Here is an 11,859-nt window from a genome sequence, read left to right as displayed (position 1 = left end):
AGGATGTCGCTATAATCCCTAACGCATGCGTAACATTATCAATTTATATTTTGAAATATTCAATGTAATTCTGTAAATCTTTATCTCCTCTACCAGACAAACTCACAACAACAACATCGTCTGGTTTAAAGGTTTTCTGTTCAAAAATAGCCAAGGCGTGTGAGGTTTCAATGGCTGGAATAATACCTTCCAACTTACAAAGTTCTAAGCCTGCATTCATAGCATCATCATCAGTAATGGCCATAAATTCTGCACGCCCCGTTTTAGCTAAATGCGCATGCATGGGGCCAACACCAGGATAATCTAAACCAGCTGAAATCGAATAAGGCTCAGTAATTTGTCCATCTTTGGTTTGCATCAATAAGGTTTTACAGCCATGGATAATGCCTTCTTTTCCTAAAACCGATGTGGCTGCACTTTCACCTGAATCTACACCCAAACCAGCAGCTTCAACAGCAATAAGTTTCACATCAGGATTTTGTAAATAATGGTAATAGGTTCCGGCTGCATTACTACCGCCACCAATACAAGCCACCAAATAATCAGGATTTTCATTACCAGTTTGTTCCTTTAATTGCCATTTAATTTCATCTGAAACCACAGCCTGAAATCGGGTTACCATGTCTGGATACGGGTGCGGTCCAATAGCAGAACCAATAATGTAATGAGTGTTTACAGGATTGTTAATCCAATCCCGAATGGCTTCGTTTGTGGCATCTTTTAAAGTACGGCTTCCAGATAACGCAGGAACAACTTTGGCGCCTAACATTTTCATTCTAGCTACGTTTGGTGCTTGTCTTGCAATGTCAATTTCACCCATGTAAACGATACATTCCATTCCCATTAAAGCGCAAACGGTAGCAGTAGCAACACCATGTTGTCCTGCTCCAGTTTCGGCTATAATTCTAGTTTTCCCTAAACGTTTAGCCATTAATATCTGGCCAATGGTATTATTAATTTTGTGCGCTCCAGTGTGGTTTAAATCCTCGCGCTTTAAGTAAATTTTAGTGTTGTATTTTTTAGAAAGTCGTTTGGCAAAATAGAGTGGAGAAGGGCGACCAACATAGTCTTTTAAAAGCTGATTAAACTCCTTTTGAAATTCAGGTTCAGCCATTACTTTTAAATACTTTTGGCGTAATTCTTCAACATTTGGGTATAGCATTTCTGGAATAAATGCACCTCCAAATTCGCCATAATAGCCTTTTTCGTTAACATTATAATTCATAGCTTTTTTTTTAATTTTGTTATTCCTGATAAAGCAGAAATCTTTTTGAATTTTTTTAAATCGTCAATATTTTTTAGTCCGGGTTCAATCTCAAATTTGCTATTTACATCTAAAGCATAGCAATATTTTGATGCTTTGCTCTTTGCAAAGTTTTTAATGTCTTCAATTTCACTTAATCCAATACCACCACTTAAAAAGAATGGTTTTTCTGAAGGATAATTATTTAAAACATTCCAATCAAAGGTGTAGCCATTGCCTCCAGGTAATTTTCCTTTGGTGTCGAATAAGAAATAATCAACGAATGCTACATAAGGATTTAAAACACTAAAATCAAATGCATCTTTAATTGAAAATACTTTTATAACTTCAATGCCTTCAGATTTAATTTTTTCGCAATATTCTGGCGATTCTTTTCCGTGTAATTGTACGGCTTGTAAATCGTGTTTTTTAATATAATCAACAACCAAATCGAGATCGGCATCAACAAAAACACCTGTTTTTTTAATTGATTTCGGTAATTGAGGAATACTCTCAGAATCAAAGTTACGCGCAGATTTTTCATAGAATATAAAACCAAGATAATCAGGCTGCAATGCTGCAACTTGCTTTATGTTATCTTGATATTTCATACCGCAAACTTTTAGAGCAAGCCCCTCCCTAGCCCTCCCCAAAGGGGAGGGAATTGATTGCGGAGTATGTCGTTTATCTTTATTCATGTTTTTTACAAGAGTGAGTGTTCTCCTCCTTTGGAGGAGTTAGAGGAGGCTAAGATTTTTTATAAACTCCTTTGCGCTAGCTCCAGGATTATCAGTTTTCATAAAATTCTCACCTATTAAAAAACCTTGATACCCATAAGGTTGTAATTCTTTTATCGCTTCAATGTTACTAATGCCACTTTCTGATACTTTTACAAAGTCATCAGGAATCTTACTGCTTAAATTTTTACTCGTGTTTAAACTCACATCGAAGGTTTTTAAATTTCTATTGTTTACACCTAACATATCTATTGAAGGCATTATGGATTTTTGCAACTCTTCTTCATTATGAACTTCTAAAAGCACATCCAATTTCAAGCTTTTGGCAAACTCTGAAAATTTCTTGATATCGTCTCTAGTTAAAATGGCAGCAATTAATAAAATAACATCAGCACCGTAAGCTTTGGCTTCAAGCATTTGATATTCATCAATTATAAACTCCTTACGCAACAAAGGTAAGTTGCAACTCGCTCTTGCAGTAAGTAAATCATCTAACGAGCCACCAAAGTACTTGCCATCGGTTAAAACAGACATCCCGCAAACACCAGCATTTTCGTATCCTGATGCGACATCTTGAACATTTAAATTGTTATTGATTACCGATTTTGAGGGTGAGCGTCGTTTGTGTTCTGCGATTATGCCAGATTTGCTGTTTCGTAATTTATAAGCCAATGAAACGGTTTCTCTATTGAAAAGCACAGAATTTTCAAGTTGAGATATTGGAATCAATTTTTTTCTTAAATCAACTTCTTTGCGCTTATCGATTACTATTTTATCTAAAATATTCATTTGCTTAACTCTATTAAAGTGTCTAAACTTTGCTTTGCTTTACCAGAAAACAACGATTCTTTCGCGATTTCAAATCCTTCTTTATGGGTCAATTTATTGGAGGTAGCAATGGCTAATCCTGCATTGGCACATACCACATTGTTTTGTGCGTCTGTTCCTTTACCTTTAATAATATCAACGAAGATATTAGCTGCATCTTTAACGCTATCTCCGCCAAAAATAGCTTCTTGTTTTATCGTTTTTAGCCCTAAATTTTCTGGCGAAAACAGTTTTTCAGAATGATTAGAAACGATTTTAGCTTTTCCAGTTAATGAGATTTCATCATAACCATCTAAGGCGTAAACAATATTGTAATTATGTCCAGAGTTTTGATGTAAAAAACTATAAAGTCTTAAAACTTCCAAATTAAAAACACCTAGGACATGATTTTTAGGAAATGAAGGGTTAACTAATGGTCCTAACATATTGAAAAACGTTTTAACGCCCAATTCTCTTCTTATAGGTGCAACATTTTTCATTGCTGGATGAAACAACGGCGCATGTAAAATACAGATGCCTGCTTGATCTAAACATTTTTTTAGAAAGCCTTCATCGTTCGAGAATTTTACACCTAGAGATTCCATGACATTTGATGAACCTGAAGTAGAGGATACACCATAGTTTCCATGCTTAGAAACATGAACTCCAGCACCAGCGGTAATGAAAGCCGATAAAGTTGAAATATTGAAGGTGTTTTTACCATCACCTCCTGTACCAACTATGTCAATGGCGTTATAGCCGCTAAGATTTATTGGAACACATAATTCTAAAAGTGCATCTCTAAATCCTCTTAATTCTTCTATAGTAATGCTACGCATCATATAAACCGAAAGGAAACACGTAATTTGACTAGGGTTATACATATTGTTTGATATGTTAACTATAACCTGTTTTGCCTCCTCAGTTGTAAGGGTTTCGTGGTTTATAAGTCTATTTAAAATGTCTTTCATTACTTATTTTAGTTATTTACCCAGTTTTCTAAAATTGATTTTCCTTCAGGCGTTAAAACCGATTCTGGATGGTATTGTACGCCTCTTACATCGTAGGTTTTGTGCCTTAAAGACATGACTTGTCCGTTCGCATCAAATGAAGTCGCTTCTAAACTTTCTGGTAATTCTGGGTTAACAACCCAAGAGTGATACCGACCTACTTCAATATTTTTATCTAAGCCTTTAAAAATATATTCGTCATCAACACAAATCGTTACGTTAGTAGCAACACCGTGATAAACGTCATCGAGATTTATTAATGAACCGCCAAAAACTTCACCAATGGCTTGTTGTCCCAAGCATACACCTAAAATACTTTTAGTTGGTGCGTATTGTTCAATAATAGCTTTTAATAAACCTGCTTCGTCTGGTATTCCAGGACCTGGAGATAAGACTATTTTTTCAAAAGGCTCTACATCTTCTAAAGCTAACTTATCGTTTCTCACTACAGTAACATAACAATTTAAGTCTTCTAAATAGTGTACTAAATTGTACGTAAAACTGTCGTAGTTGTCTATAACTAATACTTTTTTCATCTTAAATATCTTCTGCTAATTTAATAGCTTTAGTTAATGCTCCTAATTTATTGTAAACCTCTTGCAGCTCGTTTTCTTGGTTTGATTTTGAAACCAATCCTGCTCCTGCTTGCCAGTTTAATTTGTAATCCTTACTTAAAAACGTCCGAATCATTATGGCGTGGTTAAAATTACCATCAAAATCCATAAAACCTATAGCTCCCCCGTAATATCCTCTGCTTGTCTTTTCATATTTTTCAATGAGTTGCATAGCCATATGCTTTGGTGCGCCGCTCAACGTTCCTGCAGGAAATGTATCTGCAACCACTTGCATGGTTGAGGTTGATTTGTGTTTTTGCCCTGTAACTTTACTAACCAAGTGAATAACATGCGAGAAAAATTGAACTTCACGATAGGTTACGACTTTTACATCGCTTCCGTGACGACTTAAATCGTTACGCGCTAAATCCACAAGCATTACGTGCTCTGCATTTTCTTTATCGTCTTTCTTGAGTTTTTCAGCCAAAATCTCATCTTTATGCTCATCTCCTGTGCGTTTAAAAGTTCCTGCAATGGGGTGGATTTCAGCTAAACCATCATCAACAATAAGCTGCGCTTCTGGCGAACTTCCAAAAATTTTAAAATCGCCGTAATCAAAATAAAATAAATAAGGCGACGGGTTTATGCTTCGTAAGGCACGATAAATATTAAAATCATCACCAGTAAATTCTTGAGAAAATCGTCTAGATAACACCAATTGAAAAACATCTCCGCGTTGGCAATGTTTTCTTGCCACCTCGACATGCTCTCTAAACTCATCATCAGTTAAATTAGATTTAATATCACCTTTAGCATTGAAACTATAAGAGGCAAAATTTTGAATATTAATCAGCTTATCAATGTCATCAATGTTATTTGGTGTGTCTTCAAAACAGTGCGCAAAAATATAAGCTTCGTTTTTAAAATGATTTATGGCTATAATGTTTTGATAAACCGCATAGTACATATCTGGAATAACCACTGAATTGTCTTTCTTTCCAATTTCAATATCTTCAAAATACCTAACCGCATCATAGGCTGTGTAACCAAAAATACCGTTGTTTATAAATTTGAAATTTTCTTCAGATTTAGTATCAAAGCGTTTGGTAAAATTGTAGATTTCATCAACCACATTAACATCTTCAGTAATATCCAACGATGCAGAACTTCCATCCGGAAAGGTCTCAGTAATCACTTCGTTTTCAACTTTAATTGTAGCAATCGGGTTAAAACAGATGTACGAGAAGTTTTTATGACTTCTGTGGTAGTCACCACTTTCCAACAGAATACTATTCGGAAATTTGTCGCGTATTTTATAATAAACAGAAACCGGCGTAATGGTATCTGTTAAAATTCTTTTGTGGTGTGTGAACAGACTAAATTTTTTCATTTTCGTTTCTCATTTTCTTCTAGATTCTGAAACAAATTCAGAACAAAGAAAAAGGCTTGTCGTGAATGACAAGCCTTTTGGATATTTTAGTTTTAAATATACTAGGGTTTTACTTCACGAAGATTAGTTTCGAAAGCACCACCACCAAGTATTATTTAAAAAAGTTTTCATTATTTATGTTTTACTGGTTCAAATATAGAAATGAAAATAGTTTTACACAAAACTTTAAATCATTTTTTACATAAAAGTTTGTTAAACTAGAAGAAACACAAAGAAGTATTAATTAATTTTATACTTATGAAGTTAAAACTATTATTTATTGCTATTCTTTTAATAGTGAGTTGTGCTAAAAAGAATAAAACAGCCGAAGTTTCTGCAGTAACGCAACAAGAGATTATTGAAAATGAGATAATTTCTGATGATTTTCAGTTAGAAGTTTATGATTATGCAGGTCTAGAACCATTTTTGAATAAAAAAGATGATAAAATTTACGTGGTTAATTTTTGGGCAACTTGGTGCGCACCTTGTGTAAAAGAGCTTCCTTATTTCGAGAAATTATATTCAGAATATAAAAACCAAAATGTTGAGGTTGTTTTAGTAAGTCTCGATTTCCCGCATCTTTACGATAAAAAATTAAAGCCTTTTATAAAAGAAAATAATCTCGTCTCTAAAGTAATTGCTTTAGATGATGCCGATATGAATACGTGGATTCCAAAAGTAGACGAAAGTTGGTCTGGATCCATACCAGCAACTGTAATTTACAAGAATAGTGAACGTCGATTTTATGAGCAATCTTTTAACTATGAAGAGTTAGAAACAGAAGTGAAACAATTTATAAAATAATAAAATATGAAAAAGTCAGTCAAAATCCTTTCAGCAGTTGTTCTGCTAGTTTTAATTAGTGCATTCAATGTAAACACACCTATAAGTGGTGGTTATCAAATTGGCGATATAGCCGAAGATTTTTCATTAAAAAATATCGACGGAAAAATGGTTTCAATGGCAGATTATAAAGATGCCAAAGGTTTCATCATTACATTTACATGCAATACCTGCCCATTTGCAGTGATGTATGAGGATAGAATACAAGCCCTCAATGAAAAATACGCGCCAAAAGGTTATCCTGTAATAGCAATAATGCCGAATAATACTGATGTTAAACCAGGCGATGCGATGCCTGAAATGAAAAAACGCGCGAAAGAAAAAGGCTTTACGTTTCCTTATTTAATGGACGAAGGGCAAAAAGTATATCCTAAGTTTGGAGCTACTAAAACACCACACATGTACGTACTGGAAAAAACGAAAAAAGGCAATGTAGTGCAGTATATTGGTGCTATTGATGATAATCATAAAGATGCTTCAGCAGTAAAAGTAAAGTATGTTGAAAATGCTGTGGATGCCCTTTTAAATGGTGAAGAAGTAACGCAAAAAGAAACCAAAGCTATTGGTTGTTCTATTAAAGTTTAAACGTTAAATTTTATAATTGGAATCCGGAGTGTAATACTTCGGATTTTTTTTCGTCTATAAATTTAGTTATCTTAATTTTGTAGGATATAATTTTAAAAGTAAATATGGAAGATTTAACGCAAGAAGAATGGGTAGAAAAATTATCAAACGATGATAACGCTGTAATTTTAGATGTAAGAACCGATGCCGAAGTAGCTGAAGGTATAATACCAAACGCCATTCATATTGATATTTACAAAGGGCAAGAATTTATTGATGAAATTGAAGATTTAGACAAAAGCAAAAATTATTACGTGTATTGTCGTTCTGGGAATAGAAGCGGTAAAGCGTGCCAAATCATGGAACAGCTTGGTTTTGAAAATGCCTATAATCTTGAAGGTGGTATGTTGCAGTGGACAGGAGATATTGTAGATTTAAAAACATAAAAAAATGAATCGATTTTATATTTTTCTTAGTTTAGTTTTATCAGTATCCGCGTTTAACTGCCAATCAAATACAGAAATTCAAACCGCTAAATTAAGCCCTCAGGTATTTAAAGATTCATTGGCTTTGATAGATGCGCAATTGGTAGACGTGAGAACCCCAGAGGAGTACAACGAAGGACATATTAAAAACGCTATAAACGTCAATTATCATTCTAGTTCGTTTAAGGACGATATTGGTAAACTCGATAGAGAAAAGGCAGTTTTTGTGTATTGTCGTTCTGGGAGAAGAAGTTCTAATAGTGTGGCCGATTTTAAAGCTCTAGGATTCAAAACGATTTACGATTTAGAAGGTGGCATTTTAAACTGGCAAAAAGAAAGTCTCGATACTGTTACCAAATGATGAAATTGGCCTAAATGAAATATTGCCGGTGTATTTTATCGATAATATGATCTTTCAACTACTTTTTTTAGTACTTCACCTTTTTTATTTTATATCGCCATTATAATTTCTTTTTTTTGATATAAAGTTTGCCATTTTATCCCTTATTTATTATTTTAATGGTGAATTTTTTGAAAATAATTAATTAATAGCATTTAAAATAGAAAGTGTAATGGAAAACGGTTACATCATATTAGGAATTATTGCTCTTTTATTCTTGAGCATGTATGGGTTCTCATATTTTTCTGTAGCAAGAGAAAAAATGATTCAAAAGAGAACGCAGCAAAAAGAGTTGGAAAAAGCTGAATTAAGAAGGCAAGCTCGTATTAAAAATCAAGAATTGATTGATGAGCGCGTTCGAAAATTCAACGAAAGAAAAGAAGAAATACAACATGAATTAATGTTGCTTAATAAAATGAAAGAAAAACAAAAAGCTGGTTAAGATTATTGTTTTGTTTCAATAAAAAAAAGCTCCTGAGATAAAATCTCAGGAGCTTTTTTTTGTGGAGTCGGAGAGATTAACTTTGTTTTTCACTAATGAATCCCATCCTGTAAATGTAACTTCCAGTCCTTTCAGGACTGACGCTTTAAAACAACAAAGTGCAATCAATTAAAATTGTTGCACTTTTCATGTCATAAATCGTAATCAAGTTACGCTTAATTGTGGAGTCGGAGAGAATCGAACTCTCGTCCAAACAAGTAACCAAAGAGCTTTCTACACGTTTATTCTTTTCTTGTTTTTTCGATTGCAAGCTGGTTAAAGACAACCTACTTACAACTTAGCTTCTTAATCTCGAAAAGGCAACAAAGCACTACCTAATCTTAGTCAATATTTACGATGCCTCAAAAAAGAACGCCATTAACCAAGGCTTTCCGGAGACATTTAGCCTTTCTACCTAGTAGAAATGTAGCAAATCTTACTATAATTCAGATTACGCAGCTAAAGCGTAGTTATTCTCGCCGTTTAAAATTTGATTTAGCCTTTTACGTGTCTCAAAATCATTACACGACGTGCTTACCGTTCAATTAATCTCGCTGTCAAAACCAGTCGACCCCGTTTTTAATGTCATAGTAAATTCTGTCACTTCGAGTGTCCCGAATAAATTACGGGATGTTTCAAGAAGTGGGCGTTACCCTTTCGGGTCAGGCTTTCGGCAGTCGCTCTCTGCGAGGAGCTCCAACAAATGCCTCAATCCTTAACGCGGGCTGCAAAGGTATCAAAAAGTTTCAATAACCTTGCATTTACACTTAGTTTCGTTCAAAATTTATACCAAACTATAAGTTTGTCAGATATTAAAAATTTTATCAATTTAGCAGGATACAATTATAAGTAATAACATGAAATTCGCCATTATAAAAGAACGTAAAAATCCACCAGACCGTCGCGTGGTGTTTTCGCCGTCAAAACTCAAAGAACTTGTAAATCAATTTCCTAAAGCTCAATTTAAAGTAGAATCTAGCGATATTCGTGTTTTTCCAGATGAGCAATATCAAGATGCTGGTTTCGAGGTGGTAAATGATGTTTCCGATTACGATGTTATGATTGGTGTTAAAGAAGTACCAATTGATGCGTTAATACCAAACAAAAAGTATTTTTTCTTTTCGCACACCATTAAAAAGCAGCCTTATAATCGTAAACTCTTAAAAGCTATTTTAGAAAAAAATATCGAATTATACGACCACGAAACCATTACAAACGAAAAAGGATTTCGTTTAATAGGTTTCGGACGTTTTGCTGGAATTGTAGGTGCTTATAACGGTTTTCGGGCTTGGGGATTAAAATACAATACGTGGCAATTACCAAAAGCAGGACCATTGCCAAATCAAGCGGCGTTAATAAAAGAGCTTAACAGTATTAAGCTTCCAAACATCAAAATATTGCTAACAGGAAGCGGTAAAGTATCTAACGGTTCACAAGAAATGTTAGATGCCATGAAAATTAAACGAGTTACAGTCGAAGCATATTTAAACGAAACTTTTAAAGAACCTGTTTATTGTAAAATTGATGTACTGGACTATAACAAGCGTAAAGACGGAAAAGTCTTTGATAATTTCGATTTTTTTAATAATCCACAGGCATATGAATCCGATTTTATGCGATTTGCCAAAGTGACAGATTATTTCATAGCAGGTCACTTCTATGGAGATGGCGCACCTTATTTATACACGCGAGGCGACGTAAAATCTCCAGATTTCAATATTAAAGTCGTTGCTGATATTAGTTGTGATGTAGATGGTCCTGTTGCTACAACATTACGAGCATCAACAATAGCAGATCCAATTTACGGTTACGACCCGAAAACTGAAACCGAAATAGATTATAAAAACGATAATGCTATTGTAGTTATGGCAGTAGATAATTTACCATGCGAACTTCCGCATGATGCTAGCGAAGGTTTTGGCGAGATGTTTTTACAACATGTAATACCTGCATTTTTTAATAACGATAAGGATGGTGTGTTAGAACGTGCAAAAATTACAGAAAACGGTAAACTAACTCCACGTTTTTCTTATTTACAAGATTATGTAGATGGAAAGGAATAAGTTTGTAGTATATTGCACATTCTTATTTTAAAATATGTCTAAAATCGCTTTAGTTACAGGCGCAGCATCTGGTTTGGGTTATGAGTTAGCAACACTTTTAGCTAACGATGAGTATACATTATTTTTAGTAGATATTGATGCGGAAAGGTTGGCGAATGTTAAAACCGAACTTAAAGAAAAGTTTAATGTTGAAGTGATTACGCTAGTAAAAGATTTATGCGAAACCAATGTGGCTCAAGATATATTTAATGCCGTTGAAGGCAAACCAATAGATGTATTAATCAATAATGCAGGATTTGGTTTGTTTGGTTCGTTTGTAGATACCGATTGGGAACGCGAATCTGAAATGCTTCATGTTCATATCATCACAACCACCCATTTAACCAAATTAGTCTTGGAAGGCATGGTTAAACGAGGTTCGGGTAGAATTTTAAATATGTCGTCGTTAGCAGCTTTTCAACCAGGACCATTAATGTCTATTTATTATGCCTCAAAAGGATTTATGTTATCGTTCTCTGAGGCCATTGCCAATGAACTTAAAGGCACTGGTGTTACGGTCACAGCATTATGTCCGGGGCCCACGAAAACAGCGTTTCAAAAAACGGTATCTGGTAATACTGGCGACAATAAAATTACTTTTAATATGGCTTCGGCTAAAGCTGTGGCCTTATATGGTTATAACTCCATGTTAAAAGGTAAAACCTATGCTATTCCGGGTAAATTCAATAAATTTTTAGCACTTTTACCAAGATTGGTAACTCGAAATGCTGCAGCCTCTATAGTTAGAAAAATTCAAGAAAAAAATAGAGATTAATTGTATTAAATTGATTATTTCAAAAGAAGTTTAGACTTATACTTCAATTTTTTCTCAAGGATTAAAACACTAATAATACCAAGCGAGTAGGCTACTAAATCGGTAACTTCAAAAGTGCTTCCTAGAAAGAGTTTCGCGACGTCATTGTTGTTTAAATCAAATAATTCCAGATAATTAGTGAGTTGTAAAAACTCTATGCAGAATGCTATGGCTAAAACAATAAGGGAAATTGTTACATGAAGCCCTTTTATGAAGCTTTTAAAAAAACAATAAAGCAAAATAACACATAAGTAATCGCCAAAAGTATGCCTGATAAATCCGGTTTTAAAATAGATTGCAATAAAGGCTTCTGTTACTAAAAGCAGAAAAGCAAATAGAAAATATGTTTTATTAAATTGAAACTTCATTGTATTTTCTTCTTAAAGATTA

At 34.1% G+C, this 11,859-nt stretch carries 14 protein-coding genes and 1 other RNA gene; 7 read left to right on the top strand and 8 right to left on the bottom strand.

Going from position 1 to position 11,859, the window contains the following annotated elements:
* Positions 1-43: 43 nt before the first annotated feature.
* The 6 genes from trpB to O5O44_RS12885 form a co-directional block, all read right to left on the bottom strand.
* Positions 44-1,225, bottom strand: a complete 1,182-nt coding sequence (trpB, locus tag O5O44_RS12910; protein WP_289194692.1) for a tryptophan synthase subunit beta — start codon at positions 1,223-1,225, stop codon at positions 44-46.
* Positions 1,222-1,854 carry a phosphoribosylanthranilate isomerase gene (locus O5O44_RS12905; RefSeq protein ID WP_289194691.1) on the bottom strand — a complete coding sequence of 211 codons (633 nt, stop codon included), beginning with the start codon at positions 1,852-1,854 and terminating at the stop codon, positions 1,222-1,224. Before O5O44_RS12905 ends, trpB begins: the two co-directional genes overlap by 4 nt.
* Before the next feature lie 126 nt (positions 1,855-1,980).
* Positions 1,981-2,769: an indole-3-glycerol phosphate synthase TrpC gene (trpC, locus tag O5O44_RS12900; protein ID WP_289194690.1), complete on the bottom strand. Its 789-nt coding sequence runs from the start codon at positions 2,767-2,769 to the stop codon at positions 1,981-1,983.
* On the bottom strand, positions 2,766-3,758 hold the full coding sequence (gene trpD, locus O5O44_RS12895) for an anthranilate phosphoribosyltransferase (RefSeq protein ID WP_289194689.1): 993 nt from the start codon (positions 3,756-3,758) through the stop codon (positions 2,766-2,768). The genes trpC and trpD overlap by 4 nt, the downstream gene beginning before the upstream one ends.
* A gap of 8 nt (positions 3,759-3,766) precedes the next feature.
* A complete protein-coding gene (locus O5O44_RS12890; protein WP_289194688.1) occupies positions 3,767-4,333 on the bottom strand; it encodes an anthranilate synthase component II in 567 nt (188 codons plus the stop codon).
* Position 4,334: 1 nt separating this feature from the next.
* Positions 4,335-5,741, bottom strand: coding sequence for an anthranilate synthase component I family protein (locus O5O44_RS12885; protein WP_289194687.1), 1,407 nt, complete (start codon positions 5,739-5,741; stop codon positions 4,335-4,337).
* 297 nt (positions 5,742-6,038) lie between these two features.
* On the opposite strand from O5O44_RS12885, the gene O5O44_RS12880 reads away from it, so the two are divergent.
* From O5O44_RS12880 to O5O44_RS12860, 5 genes are all read left to right on the top strand, one after another.
* A complete protein-coding gene (locus O5O44_RS12880) occupies positions 6,039-6,584 on the top strand; it encodes a TlpA disulfide reductase family protein (RefSeq protein WP_289194686.1) in 546 nt (181 codons plus the stop codon).
* 6 nt (positions 6,585-6,590) lie between these two features.
* Positions 6,591-7,208, top strand: a complete 618-nt coding sequence (locus tag O5O44_RS12875) for a thioredoxin family protein (protein WP_289194685.1) — start codon at positions 6,591-6,593, stop codon at positions 7,206-7,208.
* A 104-nt stretch (positions 7,209-7,312) separates the two neighbouring features.
* A complete protein-coding gene (locus tag O5O44_RS12870) occupies positions 7,313-7,633 on the top strand; it encodes a rhodanese-like domain-containing protein (RefSeq protein ID WP_019388812.1) in 321 nt (106 codons plus the stop codon).
* Between the two features lie 4 nt (positions 7,634-7,637).
* Positions 7,638-8,033, top strand: coding sequence for a rhodanese-like domain-containing protein (locus tag O5O44_RS12865; RefSeq protein ID WP_289194684.1), 396 nt, complete (start codon positions 7,638-7,640; stop codon positions 8,031-8,033).
* A 211-nt stretch (positions 8,034-8,244) separates the two neighbouring features.
* The gene (locus tag O5O44_RS12860; protein ID WP_019388810.1) at positions 8,245-8,514 is read left to right on the top strand and encodes a hypothetical protein; all 270 of its coding nucleotides are present in this window, start codon (positions 8,245-8,247) and stop codon (positions 8,512-8,514) included.
* A gap of 219 nt (positions 8,515-8,733) precedes the next feature.
* On the opposite strand, the gene ssrA is transcribed toward O5O44_RS12860, so the two are convergent.
* Positions 8,734-9,128: a transfer-messenger RNA gene (gene ssrA / locus O5O44_RS12855) on the bottom strand.
* 282 nt (positions 9,129-9,410) lie between these two features.
* Between ssrA and O5O44_RS12850 the strand changes: the two genes are divergently transcribed.
* The gene (locus tag O5O44_RS12850; protein ID WP_289194683.1) at positions 9,411-10,616 is read left to right on the top strand and encodes an NAD(P)-dependent oxidoreductase; all 1,206 of its coding nucleotides are present in this window, start codon (positions 9,411-9,413) and stop codon (positions 10,614-10,616) included.
* 34 nt (positions 10,617-10,650) lie between these two features.
* Complete coding sequence (locus O5O44_RS12845) at positions 10,651-11,430, top strand: SDR family NAD(P)-dependent oxidoreductase (RefSeq protein ID WP_289194682.1); 780 nt, start codon at positions 10,651-10,653, stop codon at positions 11,428-11,430.
* Between the two features lie 14 nt (positions 11,431-11,444).
* On the opposite strand, the gene O5O44_RS12840 is transcribed toward O5O44_RS12845, so the two are convergent.
* Positions 11,445-11,837, bottom strand: a complete 393-nt coding sequence (locus O5O44_RS12840) for a ribosomal maturation YjgA family protein (protein ID WP_289194681.1) — start codon at positions 11,835-11,837, stop codon at positions 11,445-11,447.
* Positions 11,838-11,859: the final 22 nt, after the last annotated feature.

The sequence above is a fragment of the Algibacter luteus genome, assembly GCF_030344935.1.
GTDB lineage: Bacteria > Bacteroidota > Bacteroidia > Flavobacteriales > Flavobacteriaceae > Arenitalea > Arenitalea lutea.
This window is presented reverse-complemented; position numbering and strand designations above follow the sequence as displayed.

Coding starts and splice junctions, on each gene's coding strand:
- O5O44_RS12840 (WP_289194681.1), bottom strand. CDS start 11,837: ATGAAGTTTCAATTTAATAAAACATATTTTCTATTTGCTTTTCTGCTT.
- O5O44_RS12875 (WP_289194685.1), top strand. CDS start 6,591: ATGAAAAAGTCAGTCAAAATCCTTTCAGCAGTTGTTCTGCTAGTTTTA.
- O5O44_RS12890 (WP_289194688.1), bottom strand. CDS start 4,333: ATGAAAAAAGTATTAGTTATAGACAACTACGACAGTTTTACGTACAAT.
- O5O44_RS12885 (WP_289194687.1), bottom strand. CDS start 5,741: ATGAAAAAATTTAGTCTGTTCACACACCACAAAAGAATTTTAACAGAT.
- O5O44_RS12865 (WP_289194684.1), top strand. CDS start 7,638: ATGAATCGATTTTATATTTTTCTTAGTTTAGTTTTATCAGTATCCGCG.
- O5O44_RS12880 (WP_289194686.1), top strand. CDS start 6,039: ATGAAGTTAAAACTATTATTTATTGCTATTCTTTTAATAGTGAGTTGT.
- trpB (WP_289194692.1), bottom strand. CDS start 1,225: ATGAATTATAATGTTAACGAAAAAGGCTATTATGGCGAATTTGGAGGT.
- O5O44_RS12845 (WP_289194682.1), top strand. CDS start 10,651: ATGTCTAAAATCGCTTTAGTTACAGGCGCAGCATCTGGTTTGGGTTAT.
- trpC (WP_289194690.1), bottom strand. CDS start 2,769: ATGAATATTTTAGATAAAATAGTAATCGATAAGCGCAAAGAAGTTGAT.
- O5O44_RS12850 (WP_289194683.1), top strand. CDS start 9,411: ATGAAATTCGCCATTATAAAAGAACGTAAAAATCCACCAGACCGTCGC.
- trpD (WP_289194689.1), bottom strand. CDS start 3,758: ATGAAAGACATTTTAAATAGACTTATAAACCACGAAACCCTTACAACT.
- O5O44_RS12870 (WP_019388812.1), top strand. CDS start 7,313: ATGGAAGATTTAACGCAAGAAGAATGGGTAGAAAAATTATCAAACGAT.
- O5O44_RS12905 (WP_289194691.1), bottom strand. CDS start 1,854: ATGAAATATCAAGATAACATAAAGCAAGTTGCAGCATTGCAGCCTGAT.
- O5O44_RS12860 (WP_019388810.1), top strand. CDS start 8,245: ATGGAAAACGGTTACATCATATTAGGAATTATTGCTCTTTTATTCTTG.